This window comes from Bacteroidetes Order II. bacterium, assembly GCA_016788705.1.
Lineage (GTDB): Bacteria > Bacteroidota > Rhodothermia > Rhodothermales > UBA2364 > UBA2364.
The window spans coordinates 55,414-77,489 of sequence record JAEUSQ010000007.1 but is presented as its reverse complement, the minus strand read 5'-3'; the positions used below and the strand labels follow the sequence as shown (position 1 = coordinate 77,489).

General features: G+C 48.1%; 24 protein-coding genes. 12 read left to right on the top strand and 12 right to left on the bottom strand.

Features of this window, described 5'->3' with window-relative positions; all coding sequences use genetic code 11:
* Nucleotides 1-32: 32 nt before the first annotated feature.
* Entirely contained in the window at nt 33-1,349 is a 1,317-nt protein-coding gene (gene thrC / locus JNN12_00785) for a threonine synthase (GenBank protein ID MBL7976844.1), read from the top strand.
* 146 nt (nt 1,350-1,495) lie between these two features.
* On the opposite strand, the gene JNN12_00780 is transcribed toward thrC, so the two are convergent.
* A complete protein-coding gene (locus JNN12_00780) occupies nt 1,496-1,888 on the bottom strand; it encodes a hypothetical protein (protein ID MBL7976843.1) in 393 nt (130 codons plus the stop codon).
* Between the two features lie 152 nt (nt 1,889-2,040).
* On the opposite strand from JNN12_00780, the gene JNN12_00775 reads away from it, so the two are divergent.
* From JNN12_00775 to JNN12_00745, 7 genes are all read left to right on the top strand, one after another.
* Nucleotides 2,041-2,826, top strand: coding sequence for a PhzF family phenazine biosynthesis protein (locus JNN12_00775; GenBank protein MBL7976842.1), 786 nt, complete (start codon nt 2,041-2,043; stop codon nt 2,824-2,826).
* The gene (locus JNN12_00770; protein ID MBL7976841.1) at nt 2,819-3,412 is read left to right on the top strand and encodes a hypothetical protein; all 594 of its coding nucleotides are present in this window, start codon (nt 2,819-2,821) and stop codon (nt 3,410-3,412) included. The genes JNN12_00775 and JNN12_00770 overlap by 8 nt, the downstream gene beginning before the upstream one ends.
* Before the next feature lie 28 nt (nt 3,413-3,440).
* The gene (locus JNN12_00765; protein ID MBL7976840.1) at nt 3,441-3,944 is read left to right on the top strand and encodes a hypothetical protein; all 504 of its coding nucleotides are present in this window, start codon (nt 3,441-3,443) and stop codon (nt 3,942-3,944) included.
* Nucleotides 3,945-4,168: 224 nt separating this feature from the next.
* Complete coding sequence (locus JNN12_00760; protein ID MBL7976839.1) at nt 4,169-5,389, top strand: hypothetical protein; 1,221 nt, start codon at nt 4,169-4,171, stop codon at nt 5,387-5,389.
* A gap of 9 nt (nt 5,390-5,398) precedes the next feature.
* The gene (locus JNN12_00755; GenBank protein MBL7976838.1) at nt 5,399-6,448 is read left to right on the top strand and encodes a hypothetical protein; all 1,050 of its coding nucleotides are present in this window, start codon (nt 5,399-5,401) and stop codon (nt 6,446-6,448) included.
* 17 nt (nt 6,449-6,465) lie between these two features.
* Complete coding sequence (locus JNN12_00750; GenBank protein MBL7976837.1) at nt 6,466-7,062, top strand: biliverdin-producing heme oxygenase; 597 nt, start codon at nt 6,466-6,468, stop codon at nt 7,060-7,062.
* A 76-nt stretch (nt 7,063-7,138) separates the two neighbouring features.
* Nucleotides 7,139-8,500: a c-type cytochrome gene (locus JNN12_00745; protein MBL7976836.1), complete on the top strand. Its 1,362-nt coding sequence runs from the start codon at nt 7,139-7,141 to the stop codon at nt 8,498-8,500.
* 15 nt (nt 8,501-8,515) lie between these two features.
* Here the strand turns inward: JNN12_00745 and JNN12_00740 are convergent, their stop codons facing one another.
* The 4 genes from JNN12_00740 to JNN12_00725 are packed head-to-tail and all read right to left on the bottom strand — an operon-like array spanning nt 8,516 to nt 11,823.
* On the bottom strand, nt 8,516-9,187 hold the full coding sequence (locus JNN12_00740) for an SDR family oxidoreductase (GenBank protein ID MBL7976835.1): 672 nt from the start codon (nt 9,185-9,187) through the stop codon (nt 8,516-8,518).
* A gap of 36 nt (nt 9,188-9,223) precedes the next feature.
* Nucleotides 9,224-10,213, bottom strand: a complete 990-nt coding sequence (locus tag JNN12_00735; GenBank protein MBL7976834.1) for a D-alanine--D-alanine ligase — start codon at nt 10,211-10,213, stop codon at nt 9,224-9,226.
* Nucleotides 10,214-10,224: 11 nt separating this feature from the next.
* On the bottom strand, nt 10,225-11,499 hold the full coding sequence (gene ilvA / locus JNN12_00730; GenBank protein MBL7976833.1) for a threonine ammonia-lyase IlvA: 1,275 nt from the start codon (nt 11,497-11,499) through the stop codon (nt 10,225-10,227).
* A 21-nt stretch (nt 11,500-11,520) separates the two neighbouring features.
* Nucleotides 11,521-11,823, bottom strand: a complete 303-nt coding sequence (locus tag JNN12_00725) for a hypothetical protein (protein ID MBL7976832.1) — start codon at nt 11,821-11,823, stop codon at nt 11,521-11,523.
* Nucleotides 11,824-12,037: 214 nt separating this feature from the next.
* On the opposite strand from JNN12_00725, the gene JNN12_00720 reads away from it, so the two are divergent.
* The gene (locus JNN12_00720; GenBank protein MBL7976831.1) at nt 12,038-12,319 is read left to right on the top strand and encodes a DUF4290 domain-containing protein; all 282 of its coding nucleotides are present in this window, start codon (nt 12,038-12,040) and stop codon (nt 12,317-12,319) included.
* 59 nt (nt 12,320-12,378) lie between these two features.
* Here JNN12_00720 and ruvC read toward each other — a convergent pair whose 3' ends face one another.
* The 3 genes from ruvC to JNN12_00705 are packed head-to-tail and all read right to left on the bottom strand — an operon-like array spanning nt 12,379 to nt 14,207.
* Nucleotides 12,379-13,020 carry a crossover junction endodeoxyribonuclease RuvC gene (gene ruvC / locus JNN12_00715; protein MBL7976830.1) on the bottom strand — a complete coding sequence of 214 codons (642 nt, stop codon included), beginning with the start codon at nt 13,018-13,020 and terminating at the stop codon, nt 12,379-12,381.
* On the bottom strand, nt 12,948-13,457 hold the full coding sequence (locus JNN12_00710) for a GNAT family N-acetyltransferase (protein ID MBL7976829.1): 510 nt from the start codon (nt 13,455-13,457) through the stop codon (nt 12,948-12,950). The genes ruvC and JNN12_00710 overlap by 73 nt, the downstream gene beginning before the upstream one ends.
* A gap of 3 nt (nt 13,458-13,460) precedes the next feature.
* Nucleotides 13,461-14,207, bottom strand: a complete 747-nt coding sequence (locus JNN12_00705; GenBank protein ID MBL7976828.1) for a YebC/PmpR family DNA-binding transcriptional regulator — start codon at nt 14,205-14,207, stop codon at nt 13,461-13,463.
* Nucleotides 14,208-14,398: 191 nt separating this feature from the next.
* Between JNN12_00705 and JNN12_00700 the strand changes: the two genes are divergently transcribed.
* Complete coding sequence (locus JNN12_00700) at nt 14,399-15,397, top strand: endonuclease/exonuclease/phosphatase family protein (GenBank protein MBL7976827.1); 999 nt, start codon at nt 14,399-14,401, stop codon at nt 15,395-15,397.
* A 218-nt stretch (nt 15,398-15,615) separates the two neighbouring features.
* Here the strand turns inward: JNN12_00700 and JNN12_00695 are convergent, their stop codons facing one another.
* Together JNN12_00695 and ugpC are read right to left on the bottom strand one after the other, a co-directional pair.
* Nucleotides 15,616-16,806 carry a hypothetical protein gene (locus tag JNN12_00695; protein ID MBL7976826.1) on the bottom strand — a complete coding sequence of 397 codons (1,191 nt, stop codon included), beginning with the start codon at nt 16,804-16,806 and terminating at the stop codon, nt 15,616-15,618.
* 356 nt (nt 16,807-17,162) lie between these two features.
* Nucleotides 17,163-18,272 (bottom strand): sn-glycerol-3-phosphate ABC transporter ATP-binding protein UgpC, encoded by a 1,110-nt coding sequence (gene ugpC / locus JNN12_00690; protein MBL7976825.1) that lies wholly within the window; start codon nt 18,270-18,272, stop codon nt 17,163-17,165.
* A gap of 138 nt (nt 18,273-18,410) precedes the next feature.
* Here ugpC and JNN12_00685 point away from each other — a divergent pair, with 138 nt between their 5' ends.
* On the top strand, nt 18,411-19,424 hold the full coding sequence (locus JNN12_00685) for a LacI family DNA-binding transcriptional regulator (GenBank protein ID MBL7976824.1): 1,014 nt from the start codon (nt 18,411-18,413) through the stop codon (nt 19,422-19,424).
* Nucleotides 19,424-20,068: a ribonuclease HII gene (locus JNN12_00680; protein MBL7976823.1), complete on the top strand. Its 645-nt coding sequence runs from the start codon at nt 19,424-19,426 to the stop codon at nt 20,066-20,068. The genes JNN12_00685 and JNN12_00680 overlap by 1 nt, the downstream gene beginning before the upstream one ends.
* Nucleotide 20,069: 1 nt before the next feature.
* On the opposite strand, the gene JNN12_00675 is transcribed toward JNN12_00680, so the two are convergent.
* Both JNN12_00675 and JNN12_00670 read right to left on the bottom strand, forming a co-directional pair.
* Nucleotides 20,070-20,954, bottom strand: a complete 885-nt coding sequence (locus JNN12_00675; protein MBL7976822.1) for an NAD(P)-dependent oxidoreductase — start codon at nt 20,952-20,954, stop codon at nt 20,070-20,072.
* 114 nt (nt 20,955-21,068) lie between these two features.
* Nucleotides 21,069-22,076, bottom strand: a complete 1,008-nt coding sequence (locus JNN12_00670) for a PorV/PorQ family protein (GenBank protein ID MBL7976821.1) — start codon at nt 22,074-22,076, stop codon at nt 21,069-21,071.

Genomic DNA, 22,076 nt, shown 5'->3' with positions numbered 1-22,076 from the left:
TTTTTCAGTTTTATATCCGAAGCCAACGTTTTATGAACCCCATAACTTTCAAGAGTACCCGGACCGATACCCGCTCATTTCGCTTTTCAGAAGCGCTTCTTCAGGGCCTATCGGAAGATGGCGGCCTCTTTGTCCCCGAAACCATCCCTGATTTACCTGCGGGTTGGCGCGATCAAACGGCCTTCGACGATTTGGGGCTGTTGGTTCTCCGCAACTGGCTAGGCGACGAACTCCCAGAAGCAGCCTTGGCGCCTTTGGTGAAAGAGGCCCTTAACTTTCCTGTTCCCATCGTAAAACTACCAGACTCGCCCTACCTCGGTGCGCAGGTAGCCGTTCTGGAATTAACCCACGGACCTACCTTGTCTTTTAAAGATTTTGGCGCCAGAACCATGGCCCGGTTGATGGCCTATTTTCTTTCAAAACAAGACCGTAAACTCACCATTTTGGTGGCCACTTCGGGAGACACAGGGAGCGCCGTTGCAGATGGTTTCTCTGGCTTAGAGGGCATTGAGGTGGTTTTATTGTATCCAAAAGGCCAGGTCAGCCCTGTACAGGAAATGCAATTGGCGGTTTCCCGACCCGGTGTGCGGTCATTTGCCGTAGAAGGAACCTTTGATGATTGCCAGCGCATGGTAAAAGAAGCCTTTATGGACCCAGCATTGGCGCACTTGCCTCTTTCCTCGGCCAATTCCATCAACATTGGGCGCTTGTTGCCACAGTCGTTATACTACATTTGGGCTTATCTACAAATGGATAAGCCCGTCATCAATTTTTGTGTACCCAGTGGTAATTTGGGCAACCTAACGGGCGGTCTTTTTGCTTGCGAAGGTGGCCTTCCGGTGAATCAGTTTGTTGTAGCGCACAATGCCAACAACTTTTTCCCAACCTATTTGGAAACCCATGAAGCCGACTATAAGCCTTCTGTACGAACATTATCTAATGCAATGGATGTGGGCGTCCCGAGTAATTTTGAGCGGTTACAATCACTTTTCACCCCTCAAGGACTCAACGACCGGTTGTGGGGAACCAGCATAAGCGATGCCGAAACCACTGCCACCATGCAACGGATATATCACGAAACAGGATACATGGCGTGTCCACATACCGCTGTTGGGCTGGAGGCTGTACACCGCTATCGCCAAGAAACAAGCGACCATACCCCGATTGTGGTCCTCTCTACCGCACATCCGGCCAAATTTCCGGAGGTCGTGGGCGCAGCCTTGCAGGTGGAGCCGCCAAGGGCAGAAACGCTTGAGTTGCTTAAATCTCGAACATTTACCCACTATACCCTCTCGCCAACCCTATCCGCCCTGCGCGAAGTGCTTCTGACGAAATCACTGGATACATGAGCGGTCATCAGGTGAGGCCCACTCGACCTACCTTGTTGGTCTTTACGGTGACCATTTTGCACCTACTTGGTTCTGCACCGAGAAAACGACACTGAACCCCGGTTTCTGTCTATATCCTCATGGAAATCTGGGTTCAGCATTTTGGTTCAATCTTGTCCCGGAGGATGAATCAGCAGCGGGATCAGTACCAATAGCCCCATCACAGCAAATCCGAACATTCCTTGTCCATTTACACTATAAAATCCCCCCCAAAGACCAAATCCGACAAGACCCAGACTTACCAATAGGGCTTGAATCCAGTTGGATACACTGTTTTCTTTTTTGATTTGTGTACCCAAGAACAGCAGCCATGCCCCCATGAGAAACATCGTCGTGCTGCTAAAGACCCAAATTAGGATCAGGTCATCACGGGCTTCCCCCGTAACATAGCCCTTAGCAATGGCATCAAATTGCGCAGAAAGCCCTGCAGTAGCATGTGGGATGGTGGCCAGTACCAACAATCCACCGGAAATTCGGCAGGCCCAAGAAAGCAACTTCATGTGTATAATGTCTATATGAAACAGTTACTTAGGGTGGGATGGTAAAATACACTTATTCTAGTGCATCTCAAACAATTTCTTCTTGTACACCATGAAAACATGTCCGGTCATTACGTTGTATATTCTTCTTTCTTCACCCCAAAACACCTCCTATGCTTCCGATATACCAAGTAGATGCGTTTAGCAACCAACTTTTTGGTGGCAATCCGGCTGCCGTCGTGCCTTTATCCAAATGGCTTCCCGATACCGTAATGTTGGCCATTGCCGCCGAGAACAACTTGGCCGAGACCGCCTTTTTTGTACAAAATCCGGATGGAACCTACCACTTGCGTTGGTTCACCCCCGAATTAGAGGTTCCTCTTTGTGGCCACGCCACCCTTGCGACCGCACACGTCTTGTTTGATCATTTGGGCATCACAAACCAAGAACTTGTTTTCCATTCAGCCAGCGGCCCTTTAACAGTTACCCAAAAAGAAGGCCGCATAGAACTAAACTTGCCCGCAGAAGCCCTGTCCAAAATTCGCCCGACCCAAGCCCTAATTGATGGTTTGGGCATACAACCGATTTTTACGGGTATGGCCAAACATTACCTTTTGGCAGAGGCACCCGATGAAGCCTGTATCCGTGCGCTCTCCCCCGATTTTACCGCTTTGGCCTCGGTGGAGGCACTGGGCATCATCGTAACAGCGCCGGGAAATGATGTTGATTTTGTTTCGCGGTTTTTTGCGCCAAAGGCTGGCATCAATGAAGATCCGGTTACGGGATCAGCGCATTGTGTCTTGGTTCCTTTCTGGGCAAACAAGTTGGGGAAAACCAACTTTATGGCACAACAGCTTTCTAAACGGAGCGGTACCCTTTGGTGTACCTTAGAGGGCGATCGGGTGCGCATGTCTGGATATGCCAAAACGTATTTAACGGGAACGTTTGTATATGAATAGCAAGATTTCACGCGATTATGGGGTAATGGTGGCCTTGTTCATGGCACTCATATGGGCTGGGTGCGACATTTTTGCGCCACGAATACCGGAAAGTCCTATTGGGACTGGGGGTTCATGGCTTCAGCCGGATACCCCAGACCGTGTAGTGGAAAACCTAAAAAATGCCATTGCCGAACGAAATGTACAACATTATGCCAAATCGTTGGCGGTTGACCTTGTTTTCCAACCGAGCATTACTGCTGAAAACCGCGATCCTGTACTCTGGACCAAATGGGGTTCAAACGAAGAAGAAACTTATTTTGCCCGCTTAGCAACCGCCTCAGCCCCATTTACGGGCCACAACCTCCAGCTGATCGAGACCTCGCAAGTGATTCTGGACAACCGACATATCTCCTTCCAAGCTACCTATATCCTGCGTATGCAACACAGCCGATCAAACGAGGGCATTCCCATAGAGGCAAACGGAAAATTGGTCTGGAACATGGTACAACAGACAAACGGACTCTGGCAGATAGAACGTTGGGCCGATCAGGGAACAGGAAGTACGCCTTCATGGAGCGATCTAAAAGCCGCTTTTGTAAAATAATACCGCTATGAACCGTACCTACTGTTCCATTTTAATCTTAGGATCATTCACAACCGCTTTTGTTTTTGGCGGATGTAATCCGTTTGCGCCAGCCCTCGAAGAAGGGAACCCATATCAGCACCTATTAGGCGACCCAACGACCATAGATGGCTTTTTCACTAATTTCAAAAATGGATATGAATTGCGGGATATGTCCATTTATCAACCCCTCATAGACTCTTCGTTTACATTTATTTACCGAGATTTCGAGGCCGGAATAGACCGCCAATGGGGATATGCACAAGAAATTGAGTCCACGCGCCAAATGTTTCAGCGTGCAGATCTGATTCGGTTAGATTGGAACCAAATTGTGGTACAAGAGGTGGCTCCCGACCATAAAACAGCACAAATTATCCGTTCCTTCAACCTGACCATTTCGTTAGGAGCTGGGGAGGTTTTCCGAGGGAGCGGGCGGATAAATTTCCTGCTCTCTCGTAGAAGCACAACCCTGCCGTGGCGGCTTCGGCAATGGCGTGATGAAAGTGAGACATAGGCCATTTCGTTATACGTCTCCTTTTGCTTACCCCTCCACCCTCATTCTCCCCACCAAAAAACACCCTGCTTTATGGTGTTTGGGTGGGTAATCTTGCCCAAAAGCAACCGACGGCATTTCCCTATGCTGTTTCTTTTGACCTAACCTTCAAATGAAAAACTTGCACATAGTGCGCAAGAAGAATTAGATTGAAATTCTAAATTAGAATTAGTCTAAATAAACATATGAGAATTGCCAAATTGTTTTTCGTATTGACCGTGCTCACCCAAGTAGCCTTAGCCCAAGAAAGCGGAAACCGGATAAAAGACCGATTTACCGCATCTGCCTATGGGGTTATGCACTACAATGTGTACAACTGGCAAATTTTACCCAATAAACGCAATGACATTCAATTTGAGCGGGCGGTTTTGGAAGCCTCTTTCCGTGCAGATCCCAACTGGACTCTACACACCGAACTTGAGATAGAACATGGCGGCACAGGTGTTACGTTGGAATTTGATCCTTTGGAGGAGTTTGGGGAGTTTGAATATGAAGTAGAAAAAGGGGGTGAAATTTGGTTCGAACAATTTCATCTACGCTTTTCCCCTAATCCCGCATTCAACTTGCAATTTGGAAGGGTGAAAGTACCTTTTGGCCTCATGACCTTCTTCGACGAACCCACCGAATACCGCACCACACATCTTTCAGAGATGGAAAACACCCTTTTACCGACGCACTGGAGTGAATATGGCGTGGTTGCGAAAGCACATCTGAGAAAAAAATGGGAGGTTCAAGCGGGTTTGGTTAACGGGCTTGATGGCTCCGCCTTTAACGCTGCAAATTTTATCAAACGTGGCAATCAAAAGCGCTTCGAGTCCGTAAATGCAAACGACTGGGCTGGCGTGGCTCGGATAGACTACCGGTGGGATAAGCATCAATTTGTGGGCATCGCCGGATATATCGGCAATACCCGGAATAACCGTCCAAAACCAGACCTTCAAGTGGATGCCTACCTTACCTTATTAGAAGCCCATCTGGTTATGGATACCAAGCCCCTGATGTTTCAGGCCATTGGCTTGTTGGGCCAATTACAGAATTCAGAACAAGTCAGCAACGCCAATCGCAATTTATCTAATAACCTGAATGTAAAACGCACCCCCGTTGGAAAACAAGCCCTTGGCGCCAGCGCCGAACTTGCCCTTCGTCCAGACCAACTTATTCCTACCCTACCGAAAGACAAATTATCTGTATTTGGACGATACGACTACATAGACACGCACTTTGCCACACAGGGGAGTGTGTTCAATAACCCAAGATGGGAGCGTAGTACTTGGACGATGGGACTGAACCTAATCCCCCACCCATGGCTTGTTTTCAAAGCCCAATTTGCACGCCAAAAACTGGGCATTCCCACGCAACGGTATCAAAACACCTTTTCGATGGGCTTCGGTCTCCACCTTAACTAAAAACACCTCATGAAAAAAACATTGTTACTTTTCATTGTTCTGGGCTTATTTACTGCTTGTGACGACACCACCTTAGACGATCAAAAAGACTATACTGCGGTCTTGGAAAACACGGTCAACAACGTCATTATCCGAACGTACAAAGATCTGGATGACAAAACAGCAACTTTGGTCGCAGCGCTCACTGCACTCGAAAACAACCGGACGATTGCAGCCCTCGAAGTAGCACGGAGTGCATGGCGAGAAGCCAGACGTCCTTGGGAGCAATCAGAAGGCTTTTTATTTGGCCCCGTAGATCAACAAGGAATTGACCCCTCGATTGATTCTTGGCCCGTGAACGAAGTGGACCTTAATGCTGTATTAGCCAGCCCAAATACATTAACCAAATCCTATATTGACGGCTTGGAAGGCACCTTAAAAGGGTTTCATACGATCGAATTTTTGCTATTTGGTACCTCTGGAAACAAGGCCATTAGTGATTTTAATAACCGCCAGTTTGAATACCTACGTGCTTGCGCCGAAAGTTTAAAAGGAGCAACCGCCCAATTATACCATGCTTGGCAACCAGCCGGAGAAAACTTCGGTCAAACCGTCCGGGAAGCGGGAAAAAATGGCAATACGGTTTACCTCTCGCAAAAATCGGCCTTGCAAGAATTTATTGATGGTCTAATTACGATTACCGATGAAGTGGCCAATGGAAAAATAAATGACCCTCTTACGAATGCCGATGTAACACTGGAAGAGAGTCGGTTTAGCGCCAATTCTAAAGCAGACTTTGCAGACAATATCCGGAGCGTATCCCATATCTATAATGGTGGTTTGAACAATGTAGCTGCCGGTATCAGTTTATCCGATTTGGTAAAAACCCGTGATGCAGCATTAGATGCTAAAATCAAACAACAAATCGCCGAGGCCATTGCCGCAATCGAGGCCATTCCAGGATCATTCACCACTGCTATCTTTCAGCAGAAAAGTGCCGTACAACTTGCCCAAACCAAGGTTCGCGATCTTCAACTGACCTTAGAGGCCGCCCTTAAACCCTTGTTTGACACCTTCTAACGCTTGACACAACCCCGATGACCCTCAAAGAAATAACCCATGACCTGCATCGAGCCGCTGAACGGACTGTTTTTTCGCGCCTCTTGGTGAGCGGCAAAATTACGCCACAGCAATATGCACAATATTTGTATCAGATGGCCTTGGTTTATAGCGCCATCGAAACGGGTGCAAGAGAAGTTGGTTTTATGCAACAATTATCCGGATTAGACCGGAGTAGCCATATCTACCACGATTTCGTTGAACTGGCCGAGGATCAACAAGAAGCCTTTATCTTTTTGCCCGCAACGCTGGCGTATCACCACTATTTGATGCAGTTAATGAGCGATGACCACAGGAGGCACCTGATTCGTGCACACGTATATTGTCGTCATATGGGCGATTTATTTGGTGGCCAGATTATCGCCAAGCGTGTCCCTGGTTCCGGAAAGTTTTATCAGTTTGCGCAACCAGAAGCCCTTCGCGGCCAAATACGCGCCTTGCTCACACCAGATTTAGGCGAGGAGGCTAAGGTTGCATTTGAATGGACTATACGAATCATGCAAGACCTGAGTGCATTTTTGGGGATTACAGAACCGCAGAAAGAAGCAAACCATGGTAACACGCGCCCTGTATGACCTTAACACACTTTTCACATGAGTACGACAGCCCATTTAATACGCATTATAAAGGATATCCAAAATGATGTGGCGATTGATTAAAAAGCTTCCAACCCTTTTGGTACTCGCTGGCTGGATGGGATGCGACTTCCTCTCCCCCGAAGGGACGGCAAGTGATTGGGCCAATTTAGGGGGGCTCACGTCTGCAGATGCGGTATTCTCCAATGCTTTCCAATTGCCCGCAGGCAACCTAAATCCGGCAGAAGTGGAGGAACACCGTTTGTCAGATGTGGCCTTCGAGTCCATTTTTGTGACGGCTCCCGCTACGGTGAATAGCGGCCTGGGGCCTATTTATAACCAAAATGCCTGCTCATCGTGCCACAACAAAAACGGGCGTGCAGCATTCCCAACAGGCGAGGACCTAGGCGGGCTATTGTTTCGATTAAGTTTGGACGGAACAGGCCCTGTGGGTGAACCGAGAGAAGTACCAGGGTTTGGTGGCCAATTACAGACAAAATCTGTTTTCGGGAACGTTCGCGAAGGTAACGTACAAATTGGATTTACCGAAATCGTAGGTCAGTTCCCGGATGGAGAAACCTACCGCTTGCGGAAACCTTCTTACACCCTTACCCAACCCTATGCACTGATGCCTTCGCATGTTCGAATATCTCCCAGAATTGCACCGCCCATCATTGGTTTAGGGTTGTTAGAAGCTATTTCGGAAGCCGATATTCTGCGGAATGCGGATGAAAAAGATATTGATAAAGACGGTATCTCAGGACGCCCCAATTATGTTTGGAGTATAGAAAATGGACAATCCATGCTCGGACGATTTGGTTGGAAGGCCAACCAGCCCACACTCCGGCAACAAAATGCTGCCGCATACCGCGATGATATGGGCATTACTTCCCCGTTGTACCGTACCGAGTCGTTCTCGGACCAGCCCCAGCATGATGGTCGTGCTGATGATCCGGAAATAAATGAACGGATCCTTTATTTGACCACCTATTACACCCAGTCTCTCGCAGTTCCTTCTGCAAGAAACCAAGAAGATTCCGAGATTCAAAATGGGCGCCGTTTGTTTTTCAAGGTCGGATGCGAGCACTGTCATAAATCAAGTTTTACCACTGCTCGCCAAGCACCGTTTGCGTTTCTTGCCAATCAAAAAATACGGCCCTATACAGACCTATTGTTGCACGACATGGGGGAAGATCTGGCCGATCATCGCCCGGATTTCTTGGCCACCGGACGCGAATGGCGAACGCCGCCACTGTGGGGAATCGGACTTACGCAAGTGGTGAGTGGTCATACCCATTTTTTGCATGATGGACGTGCGCGAAACCTTCAGGAAGCGATTCTTTGGCATGGAGGTGAGGCCGAAGCAACGGTTATGCGGTATAAGCAACTCCATAAAAAAGAACGGGATCTGATCCTTAAATTCCTAAATTCTTTATAGGACACCCACGGAGGGTTAGCCCGTCACCTCAATTTGAACCTCCTGAATGTGTCCACGGGAATCACTGGTCGCCAAGAAATGTAGGGTCTCGGCGATTCGGTGCGGGTCTATCCATGTTTTGGGGTCTGTTCGGGGCATGGCCACACGGTTACCGGGTGTATCTATGGCCCCCATCGGAAAAATCGTACTTACCCGAATCCCAGACGGTTTCAACTCTTGGGCAAGCGAACGCAAATAAAGCCATACAGCAGCTTTCGAGGCACTATAGAGGGCCATTCCGGCCCCACCATGCAGGCCCGCACCCGCCGATACCCCCGCAATGAAACCGGACTTTCGTTCCAGCATATATGGAAGCACCGCCGTAACCGTATTAAAAAGGGTGTGGAAATTTATCGCCATTAAATATTGCACATCCTCTGGTGTGGCCTCTTCCGCTATTTGCATCGAAAAGCCGCCTGCAAGATTGAGAACGGCATCCGGTGGGTGTGGTAAAGCCGAAACAGCCGCTTGTACTGCGGCAAAATTGGTAAGGTCAACCGACTGGGTGTGTGCCATCGGGAAATTGGTTTTGAGCCGCTCATCCGAAACATCAAACAAGAACAGTTCCCAGCCATGTGCGGCAAAAACTTGGCTCACTACCGTTCCCAAGGCGCCAGCAGCGCCTGTAATCAAGGCATAATGTGACATCAGTGTATGAATTAAAGGATTAAAACAGCCATTTATTCAGGACAGCCCAAGTCGTTGAAGCCCCGCTAATAGTACCTCGGCCAGCCACGTTTCGTATGACAGACCCATCAGTTCCGCAAGAATGGCAAAAGAACCATCCGGCGCAAACGTGGGCAACGTATTCACTTCCAGAAACCAAGATTTTCCGGTATGGTCCACCCGAAAATCCACCCGTGCAAAGTCTTTAGCCTCTATTGTTTCGTATGCTCGGATGGCCAAGTCCTGCAATCTTTGTTCCAACTCTGGTGTGAGGAGGCCTGGAAGTTGATACGCCCAATTGGTTTGAGGAACACCTTTTCGTTCCAGAACGTGTAGCCCAATACCAGTTTCTTTCTCAACCGCCCGCTGGAGTACCGGAAGTGCCTTGGCGGGGTGATTACCTACAACCGCAACAGTAAACTCAGCACCGGAAATAAATGGCTCTATCAACGCATCTTGACGATAAAGCGTGTGAATCCGATCCACTTCAGTACGCAATTGCACGGTATTAAAAACCTTTGAAGAGGGTAAAATCCCTTTTGCCGTACCTTCATATCGTGGTTTAACAAAAAGCGGAAAAGCCTCCGCTAAAATATCTGGCAATTTATCAGTGCCATAACGGACTACCCAGTGTGGTGGGCAGGGCACCTCTGCCAATGCCACCAATTCTTTTGTCCAGACCTTATCTACCGAAAGCGAAAGTGTGAGAGCATCCGAGCCAAGATGAGGAATGCCGGCCAGTTCAAACAACACGGGCGCATAGGCTTCGCGATTCCGGGTACGTCCAATTTCGGCAATACTCATCGCCACGTCCAAACGCAAAGAAGACATTTGTCCAAGAAAATGCCGTACAGGGCCGATTCGTATGACTTCATGCCCCAGTATCCTGAATGCCGCTTCGAGGGCAGCAACGGTTCCCTCCGGCTCCAATTCGGCATCGGCGTCCTCTGGATCATCCGGCTGCCAATCAAAGTGCTCGAACAAATCATACACTAGTCCTACACGCACCGATATACCCCTTAGATTAGAAACTGGAACAAATCCGGTTTTTCGTTTAGATACTCATAGACAAAACCTTGGGCTTCCATTCGGGCCACCAATGGCGCAAAATCTTCGGCCCGTTGAAGTTCCAATCCCACAATGGCTGGGCCTTGTTCACGGTCTGTTTTTTTCTGGTACTGAAAGTGGGTGATATCATCATTCGGCCCCAATACATTGCTTACAAACTTGCGCAACGCACCAGACCGTTGGGGAAACCGGATGATAAAGTAGTGCTTTAGTTTTTCGTATAACAAAGACCGCTCCCGTATTTCTTCGGTCCGGGTGATGTCGTTATTGGAACCAGAGATCACACACACCACGTTTTTACCGTTAATCTGGTCGCGATATGCTGGATGACCCAACGCAGTCACCGAGAGTGCACCAGCAGGCTCCACCACCATGCCTTCTTCGTCATACAACTTAAGAATGGTGGTACAGACAGCCCCTTCGTCCACCACAATCATGTCATCAAGCAAGTGTCTGCACAAATCGAATGCCTTGTCTCCCACATGTTTTACCGCTGCCCCATCTACAAATTTATCAATGTGGGCCAAGGTCACATTTTCACCTTTTTCCAGCGAAACCTTCATTGCAGGAGCCCCTGCGGCTTCTACCCCAATAATTTTAGTGTCTTCACTCAGGTTTTTAAAGACTGCCAAAATTCCCGCAAGCAAGCCACCGCCGCCCACTGGTACAAACAAATAATCTATACGATCTGCGCTGTCTTTCAGGATTTCCAAACCCACCGTTCCCTGCCCTTCGATCACTTTTTCATCATCAAAAGGGTGAATAAAGGGCACTTGTTCCACTTCACTATAGGCCATGGCCGCATTATAGGCATCATCAAAGGTGTCACCCGTTAGGATGACTTCCACAAACGCCTTCCCGAACAATTTTACCTGTCGCACCTTTTGCTTGGGCGTTGGGGTTGGCATAAATATTTTCCCTTGAATCCCCATTTTTTGGCACGAGTAGGCCACCCCTTGTGCATGGTTTCCCGCACTGGCGCAAACCACCCCTTTGGCAAGGGATTCTTTGTCTAATGTGCTAATTTTGTTGTAGGCACCACGCAGTTTATAGGAACGCACCACCTGTAGGTCTTCCCTTTTCAGCCAAATATTAGCGGCCATCTGTTGGGAAAGATTTACGCTGATCGTTAGCGGGGTATGCGTTACAACATGTCTAAGGCGTAAATACGCCCGTTCAATATCGGTTACGGAGGGGATATAGATGGACTCAGCAAGGGCAATCATAAAACACGTATTCAAAAAAGTTCAGAGCAAATACAAGGTTTCTGGCGGTATCGGAATCAGATATTCAGGCGAAAGCGCCTCCAAGTGTACACTATACATGCCCGTTCCCCTAAAATCTACGATCACAAACTTATCTTCTTGTTTGATCACCTCGCCGATACCATAAAAGGAGGGCATTGGCCCATAATAAACCAGCTGACCGGGCGATAAGGCAGCACTCCGTGCCCGCAAATAAAAGGGCGGAACGGGTTTTAAAAGGTCTAAGCGGTATATAGATGCTTTTGGTCTCGTTTCCAAGGCTTTCTTTTTCGCTGATGGAGAAATTTTAGTTTACAACGCACAAAAAGTATAAAGTTGTTAAAAACAAATACCTTTTCCAAATAAATTTACATCTGTCGTTTCAAACTTACCGATAAGAATCCTTATATTATCAGTTACACCTTACACATCTCTCCCCCAAGGTTGTAAACCCTTTCAGTATTCATCGCTTTGATCCGGGATCCCACCATTTCCCTGATCACTCAAACCGTATATGGTTATGCAATTACAGAGCAAAATCGTGGATAGGCAAGTTGGTCGCAACGCAGAGTTGTTCGCTCAATCCATTGCCAAATTAGACACCAAAGAACGAAGATACCCGTATTTGCGTATTCTGATCAGTATTATGGAGCAGGCGCATCCGGAGTGGAACCAAGCGCCGCACAAAGACTATCAGGTTGCGCACATCATCCACGTGATGAGTCAGGGCGCTTTAGACTCCGACGAGATCGCACAGGTGGTACGTGTTCGGGACGAAGAACGCGGTATCTTCTACGATTGATCTTCCCCCTTTATCCAACTGTTTCGGGGCGATTCCATGCTAAATGGTGTCGCCTTTTTTTAAGGCTTTACCCTTTCCGGATGAGCCGCCACAAACCGTTCCCAACTCTTTATCTGACCATTAGACCCAGAATGTGCCCTGCTTGCATGGCAGACCGCCACGCCAAGTGCATCCGAAGCATCAAAACCCTTATCGTCTTCTACTTTCAGAAGAGACTTTATCATAAACCAAACCTGCTCTTTGGCGGCATTCCCATTGCCTGTCACCGATTTTTTCACCTCCTTAGGGGTATATTGCACCACCGGAATGCCTGCATTTAAAGCCGCCAACACCGCCGCTGCTTGTGCCCTGCCCAACTTAAGCATAGATTGGGCATTTTGGCCATAGACCGGCATCTCGATGGCACATACAGTTGGTCCAGTTCGCCGAATTACCGCCTCAATCCGATCATAGATGGTTTTAAGGCGATCGAAGTGCTCCTCCTGCTTTTCTAATTGCAAGAAACCATATTCCAGAACCGTTTCGGTGCGTCCTTCTACCCGAATAACGCCATATCCAGTAAAGTTACTGCCCGGGTCAATGCCAAGAATGATCAACGGTAACGAGGGTTTAAGGATAATGACATGCGCTACGGCTGGTTCACAATCGCCGAAGCTGCAAGTCCGATTAAGGCTTCGCCCGACACACGGAACGTGGTCCATTCATCCATAGGTATGGCCCCCATTTTCCGGTAAAAAGAGATGGCAGGCTGATTCCAATCCAAGACCGACCATTCCAGTCGCCCACACTTCCGCTTCACAGCCAACGCCGCCAAATAGCGTAAGAGGGCCTCGCCATAGCCTTTTCCACGATGAGAAGGCTGAATAAACAAGTCTTCCAGAAAAATACCCGGTCGAGCCAAAAACGTGGAGTAATTTAAAAAAAACAAGGCAAAACCAACGGGCGTTTGTTGTTCAAGCGCCATAACCACTTCGGCAGCGGGATGGTCTCCAAACAGGGTTTCTTGCAACCGCGCCTCTGTTGCCACCACTTCGTGGGCAAGTTTTTCGTATTCGGCCAGTTCCTGAATAAACCGGAGGATTACAGGGACATCCTGTATGTGTGCAAACCGAATGCTAAAATTGGATTCCGTATTCATGACTCACCCCAAGGCTTCTAAGGTTTCATCATCCAATTCGAGGGTGTGATAAACTGCCTGCACATCATCGTTTTCCTCGAGCATATCTATGAGTTTCAACACCTTCGTTACTTCTTCCGGCTTCAACTTATTGGTCGTAGTTGGGATCCGTTCCAGGTTTGCTTCTGCTGGTTTAATTCCAGCCTGAGAAAGGGCTTGTTGCACCGCACCAAATGCCTCTACGGGTGTAGAAATGGTATAGCTTTCGGCATCCTCCTCCAAGTCGTCGGCACCGGCATCTACCACCAATTCGAACAATGCATCGTAGTCTATTGCAGTCAAAGGCACTTCAATCACCCCTTTATGATCAAACAGATAGCCAACCGAGCCTGTGGTTCCCATATTGCCACCATGTTTGCTAAAAGCATGACGAACATCGGCCACCGTTCTGACGGGGTTATCGGTAAGTGTTTCGACAAAAACGGCAATACCAAAGGGCGCATACCCTTCGTAGTTCAGTTCCTCATAGTCGGCTCCGGCAATTTCGCCTGTCCCCCGTTTTATGGCCCGTTGCATATTGTCTTTGGGCATATTTTCGGCACGTGCACGCTCCAAGGCTGCCGCCAATTTCGCATTCATGCCCGCATCTCCGCCTCCGTCTCTTGCCGCCACCATAATCTCGCGGGTAATCCGTTGCCATACCTTGGAACGTTTCCCATCGGCTACTGCTTTGATGCGTTTTACTTTAGACCACTTATTATGTCCTGCCATATCGAATGTGCTTTCAAAGTTCTAATAAAAAACGGAATTTTCAATTTAAGACAAATATGACGACATTCTTGTAAAAAACACTTCAATCCCTATGGTCAAAACAAGGTGTTTCAAAGATTCTCAAGGGCTTAATTTACCAAAAAGCCCTTTCCTTTTGTATCTTTCCAAAAAACATCCTCAAATACAGACACATGAAATACTTTTCTACACTCCTTTTGTTGTATGCTTTGGGCTTCTCGGCTTGTTCTGGCACCAAAACGACAGAGACCTCATCCCCCTTGTTTAAGCCTACGCCAGTAGTAGAATTGACATGCGATGGGATTCGGGTTGCACATTTAAATACCGAATTTTTATTTGATGGGACGGGCGATGAAGGCGGTGCTGATTTTGACTGGAAGGGCGATCCCACTAAGGCAGCAGCACACCGAAAAAAGGTGGGAGAGGTACTTAAAAGCCTAAATGCCGATGTGATTCACCTAGCCGAGGTAGAAAATGCCGAGGTTTTAGAGGCTCTTATTGCAGAATCCATGCCCGAAAAAGGGTACAAAGTCTATTTTGTACAAGGGGAAGACTCCTTCTTAGGACAAGACGTAGCCGTTATTAGCCGGATTCCCATCACCGAAACAGGCCGATCTAACGACCGAGTGAAGGTGGGTGATACAGATCGTGTATATGGCGTTTCAAAAAACCTGTATGCCCGTTTTACGATTGGCGATCAACCGGTCACTCTTATTGGACTGCATTTTCTGGCTCAACCAGACAATATCGAGCGTAAACCTCAACGCGAAGCCCAAGCAGAGGTTATCCGAAGAATAGCAGAGCGCGAGACCAAAATGGGCCGGGCTGTTATTGTAACGGGAGATTTTAACGATTTTGACGATATGGTCTTAGACCGTAACGGTAACCGTCCTATTAGCAATGTGATGCAGACCATAAAAGCCGTTGGCAGAGCCACTACGGATGACGACTTGCACAATATTATGGCAGATGTACCGCAAGTCTTACGCTTCACCTCGCTTTGGGACAAAAACCAAGACAATATTGCAACGGTAAACGAACTGAGTGCTATTGACCATCTGCTGGTCTCTAAGTCACTTTATGGTCGGCTACGGAGTATTGGGTTTATTCATTCGTATAATCCTTTGGAGGTAACCGACCACTTTCCGGTAACGGCATGCTTTTCCAAATAAAACAGCCACACAGATTTAGGCAATTCGTCGGTTATCACATAAAAAAATCCCTCGACACGGCTTCGCGAAGAGGGTTTTTTTGTCTTTACACCCTTTGTTTAACCGTAGCCTATCCGCACGGCGGGTGATGGGCTTCCTTTTTGGCGCGGGCTTAATTAACATGCGCTCAATGCACCGTCATAGGGTATTGTTTTTGACCAGCCCTGCAGCAGTCAAACCTATTTCAATTCTTTTGCAGGTGTTACTTTGCGGATACGCCACTCGCCCTGATCTACCCTGCGAAAATTGAGGTAGAAACCATCTTCATTGTCTTCATTATAGTGAATACCAAAGAAAATAACTGGATCAATCGCCTCGGTAAAATCCATATTTTCATTGGGCATTGCCTCGAACGTACCTGTCTGGGCAAAAAACCGGACCAGTTTTAAGAATACAGGCTGGGTCACATTAGTGTCGCAATCATCTCCAAAGAGGCATGTAAACTTATTGTAGTTAGACGACTTCAAGACGGGCAACAATTGGGCTTCCATCCAGGCCATAAATTGTTCATATTCTTGCAAAGCCTCATTGTTTTGATCACCTTCTGTGGTTACCTCGTCGGCCAATTCGTCTAGTTCGCCATCCAGCACGGCAGCATACGACTGGAAGGCCGGCGCATCCATAATCATTTCTATTTTCCAAGCGTCCTCTCCTTCGCCCTCCCGATCAAACACAAAAAAGATACCCTCGGTATTGAGGTCTTCACCCACATAAAGAACGGGGTATAGTTTTTTGGAAAACTCAAAACTGCCAAAAGGTGCCCGTGGGGTTTGTTCTGTTTTTCCTGCTGTGTACCAAATTTTGGCTTTATTCAGCATTGCTTGGGTAAATGTCGTCTGTCCTGCCACCGAAACCCCTAGACCTTCCCGTATTCTTTGAGAAAATTGTGCCTTTACCAAAGCCATTGAACCCGCCTTGAGTGCAGGGCCAAAGGTTTTTTCAACGAATTGAACAAAGTCGTCGTAGCGGATTTGATTCGTCATGGGGTTGCTATCCGAATACACGTCCTCTTCAGAGGGATTGTTTTCAGGGTCGTCAATGAAGAGGTGTTTCGCTTCAATCACAATTTGAGGTGTTTTACAAATATCCACCTCCCCAAAGAGGTACAGGTCTTTGTCGGCGTCGGTGGCCGAGACATTAAAGACCATAGGGTCTCCGGCACCGAATGTATTGCAGTGTGGCAAGGTAAACGTCTCTCCAGGCTTTAGGGCTTTTTTGTTATTGTAGGCATCCAATAAATTTCCCGTCGAATGGTCTTCATAGTTCATTTGAACTTCCACCAGTACGAATTCGGTACCGTTTTTGATTTTCATTTTCTGGGCTAAGACCAGTGCAGGCAAAAGCAAGCAGCATAAAAATAGTTTTTTCATAAAAAAAGGATTAAATGATGGTAGTTAGGCTTACTTAAAACGAGTTACTATTACTTGCAAACCAAGCAATATACAAGCCAAAAACATTTATAAAGTTGCCTATATAATTAGATTAAAAGGATATTCTCCCATTATATAGAACCGAGCACAATAATGATTTTTGTTGGACGTCAGAACGATTGGGTTGTGAGATGGGTATCCGACTACAATGTATCTGACAAACACTACAGGATCGGTATTCTGTTACTTTAGCCTGAACTCAGATAAACGGAAGTTGGGCAAAGAAAAAGATCATGTACAAAAAAATCCCTTCCGACCCATGCGCCGAAAGGGAAAAAGCCAACAACCCGCCCTATTTATCGGATAGCCAACTCGGTGGCGTTGTCAAAAAAGTGTTGTTTGGTCAGGTCGAATACGAGATGAATCGCAGCACCTACATCGGGCAATTCTTGCGGATCTATCCGAGCAACGATGGTACCATCCACGCAACCTGCATAAATAAAGGTTTCGTTGCCCATGGGTTCTTCCACCTCCAAGATCATTTCGCCCGCCAGTGCGGTTTCATTTTCCGTTAGAATGCGGTTTTGCACATAAATATCTTCTGGGCGAATGCCTAATGTAACGGCTTTGCCAATATAGCCCGATAAGGCGGTTTCGTGGGTACGACCAACGGGCAGGTGTAATGCTTCTTTTTCAGACCGAAAAACGAGGCCATTTTGGCGTTCGATGGTTCCCGAAATAAAATTCATGGCAGGCGAACCTATAAAACCCGCCACAAACTTATTCGCTGGTTGATTGTAGAGGTTAAGTGGTGTATCTAATTGCATAATGTGTCCATCCTTCATCACCACGATACGGTTTCCCATCGTCATGGCTTCTACCTGATCATGCGTCACATAGACCATTGTTGTCCCTAATTGGCGGTGCAGTTTAGATATCTCCGCCCGCATTTGTACCCGTAACTTGGCATCTAAGTTTGAAAGGGGTTCATCAAACAAAAAGACTTTGGGTTTACGAACAATGGCCCGGCCTACCGCCACCCGCTGGCGCTGCCCCCCAGAAAGTTCTTTCGGTTTGCGGTCTAACATACTCTCAATGCCCAAAATCTTAGCCGCATTCTGCACACGCTCATGGATTTCTGCTTTATCGAACTTTCGCAGTTTCAACCCAAAAGCCATGTTATCATAGACGGTCATGTGGGGATACAGCGCATAGTTTTGAAATACCATCGCAATATCACGGTCTTTAGGCGCAATGTCGTTTACGACCGTATTCCCGATGCGCAAAGTTCCGGAAGAAATGGTTTCGAGGCCTGCAATCATTCTGAGCGTGGTACTTTTCCCACAACCGGATGGGCCAACCAGAACCATAAACTCACCGTCTTCGATGGTGAAATTTGCTCCGTGAACGGCCACATACCCATTCTCGTATTGCTTCTTTATATCTTGAAGTTCAACGCGCGCCATAAGACTTGATTTAAAGTTTGTGGATGTTTATGTTGCTTCAAATTACGCTTAACAAAAGCGATTTCAAACAAGGTATTTCGACAAGTTTATATTATATTCTATCCGGAAGCGGTTCCAGCACTAAACTACGGGGAAGTCATGTCTATCGGTAAAGTCACCATCTACGAGGTTGCACAACATGCGGGGGTTGCAATCTCCACGGTTTCACGTGTTTTAAACAATTCGCCCGAAGTTTCTCAAGCAACCCGTCAGAAGGTAATGGCCAGTATCGAGATTTTAGGGTTCCGCCCACACCGAATGGCCAAAATGCTCGCCCAACAAAACTCCCAAACCATCTCGGTGGCCACCCCTTCCTTTACGGCTTTGTTTTATAACGAGATGCTCAAAGGCGTAAAAGACACCATTCGGGAAAATGGATTTGACCTTTTGCTCACCGACCTCAGTTCGCAAAATCCACACGAAACACTTACCCGATTTTTTCAACGTGGTTCGGTGGATGCTTTGCTTTTGGCACTACCTGGATTGGATGAAAAGTTGTTGTACGAAGTGCGTTTACTCAATGCTCCGGTGGTCTTAATTGGTACGCGCAGCGATGAATTTGACAGCTTTTACTGGGACGACACAGCTGGCGCCGCAATGGCGGTTCAGCATTTGGTGGAACAAGGACACACCCGGATTGGGATGTTGGCCCCCCATGAATGGAGCGAAGACGCCGCCCCGCGTGCTGACGGCTACCGAAGGGCGTTATTAAATGCTGGATTGCCCTTCGACCCGCTGCTGATTCAGGAAGGCATCACCATCAAACATGCCGGACACAGCGAAGAAGCGGGCTATGAAGCCATTCAGGCCCTGATAAAAAATGCCCCGGATGTTACGGCAATTTTTGCTGCCAGCGATGTATTGGCCATAGGAGCGTTGGCCGCTCTACGTGAAATGGGAAAACGGGTTCCGGAAGACATGGCTGTAATCGGATACGACGACCTTAAGATCAGTCGGTTTCTGGGACTTTCGAGCATCAACCAAAAGATGTTCCAAGTGGGGTTAGAAGCAGCGACACAAGTTATGCGACGGATCAATGATCCCAAATTGCCTTCTATCCAACGAAAAATCGAACCGGAACTACAAATCCGGATGACGACACGTAGCAAATAATGGGACCAACTTCTGCTGGCGCTGCATTCGACCAAGTCTATTTTCAGGAGAAATCGGTACATTTCTTGGCGGGTGTGGACGAGGCAGGGCGTGGATGTTTGGCTGGCTCGGTTGTGGCAGCGGCGGTGATGTTGCCACCCAATCTGGTGCTTCCCGATGTTGCGGATAGCAAAAAACTCACGGCCACTCAGCGGGAAAAGGCATATGACACCATCCTGCAACAGGCTATTTCTGTTGGAATTGGGGTTTGTTCTGCCGCCGAGATTGACCAATTGAACATCCTTTGGGCCGCCATGGAGGCGATGAAAAGGGCGGTACAAAACCTTGATCCCGCACCAGATCTTCTACTCATTGACGGAAACCGGATTTACCCAAATTGCCCCTTTCGTGCCGAGGCATTAGTGAAAGGGGATGCCCGTAGCCAGTGCATCGGCGCGTCTTCGATCGTCGCCAAAGTGACCCGTGACCGCATGATGCACGATCTACACAAAGCCTACCCCAATTTTGGCTTTGACCGCCACAAAGGTTATCCCACCCAAGCCCATTACGCCGCACTGGCCCTTCATGGCCCTACGCCCGAACACCGCCGTTCCTTCCGGCTTTCTCCCACCACAAGCACCCAAATGCACCTCTGGTTGACTTAAATCACCCTAAAGAATCCTCATAAACCAACCATAAGGCGTGGGTTCCGAGGTGGGCGTATCCCATATCTGCGAGGCGCTGGTATTGTTGGCGCGCCAGACGCAAAGCGGGCAATTCGAGTCCGCGTTTTTCGGCCTCGTGCAGGGCAATGTCCATATCCTTGATGAAATGGGCCACAAAGAAGCCCGGATTCAGGTCGCCTTTTAGGACGCGGGGCATCAGGTTTTGGAGCGTCCACGAGGTGGCTGCACCGGAACCAACCGAGGTCAACATTTTTTCGGGGTCTAAATCAGCGGATTTGGCATAAGCCAAGGCTTCCATCACACTCATCATCATGCCTGCAATGGTGATTTGGTTACACATTTTAGCGTGTTGCCCGGCTCCATCGGGGCCATGATGTAAGATATTCTGACCTAATAAATTAAGGAGCGGCCATGCGGTCTTGAAGGCTTCCTCCGCGCCACCACACATGATAGAGAGTCGCGCCTCGCGTGCGCCAGTATCGCCGCCAGAAACAGGCGCATCCAAGGTCGAGATGCCTTTTTCGCGGGCTTTTCCGGCAATTTTACGGGCTAAGTCGGGCGAGGAAGTCGTAAAATCCACCAAGAGTTGCGCAGGACTTCCATTCGCTATCAGGCCATTTTCACCCAAATAGATGTCTTCCACATCGGTCGGAAACCCCAGCATGGTGGCTATAACTTGTGCATGTTGTGCTATATCGGCAACCGATTGGGCTTCTTTGGCTCCCATTTCTAATAAGGACACCAATTTTTCTCGTGTTCGGTTATAGACCCAGACTTCGTATCCGGCCTTTAGCCAATGCCCAGCCATGCTTTTGCCCATGACTCCGGTTCCGATGAACCCCAAGATTGGTTGATTCTTTTCCATCAAAATTATTGAACGTGTTAAAGGGTTGTTGACCTAATATACCTCTTGTAACCTAAAAAAACCGGAGCAACCTAAAAAGACTGCTCCGTTCATCAAGAACTGTTGTTATACAATTTAAAGCCGGATGGTTGCTCCAATGATGTTTGTACTGCCCAAATCGCCGCGATCCGCAAAGGCATAATCCGCCCCAATTTTCCCCCCCAACAATAAGCCAAAACCGAGCCGCATATTGCCTTGTCCTCGGTTTGCATCGGGCAAAAAGAGGTTACTCATCCCCGCACGGAGGAAAAATATTTCTCGGAAGGCGTACTCTGCACCCACATTCACCGAGCGTTCGTTGTTGTTCGGGTAGAGGGCATTTGTTGTAATCATCAGGCGGCTATTGGCGGTTTTTACGGCATTATAATGCACACCAATTCGGAAGAGGAGGGGCAAATCCCACGATTTTACGGCCAGATTCCCCAATAAGCCATCGTTGTCTCCGGCTCCGAGAGGGTCTAAGTCCACGCGGGTATTGGTATTATCGCCCGCAAGTTTCATTTGCCCACCAAAGTTGGAGATGGCGAAACCGAGGTTCAGGTTTTTAAGGGGCGTTTGGTACTGCACCCCCAAATCCAAGGCCATGGTTTTGGCAGACATTCGCCAGAGGCGCGAATTGATGAACTTTGCGGTTCCCCCAATCGAGAAGTTATCTGTAAGGGCTTTGGCATAACTCAGCCCAATGCTCAAGTCTTGCACATTAAACGTTTCTCCGGTTCCACCTTCGTATTCCAGCGTTCGGACTTGCATCTCGCCCGATCCCATGGCATACATACTTACGCCAATGGCTCCCGCGTTGCCGAGGTTCACCCCACCAGCGGCATATTGGAGTTGGGTTCCGGCAAACCACGTGGTGTGTTGAAATCCTACTTCCACATTTTTCATTTTGGTAATCCCTGCCGGATTCCAATAGAGCGCGGTGATGTCATTGACGGCCGATACGCTAGCCTCGCCAAGGGCTACGTTCCGTGCACCCACCCCAATTTCCAGAAAAGGTACCGAGGTTGTAGCGACCTTAGATTGTGCCCTTGTCCCAATCGGCAGACACAAGACCATCACCACAAGGTAAACAAGTTTTTTCAT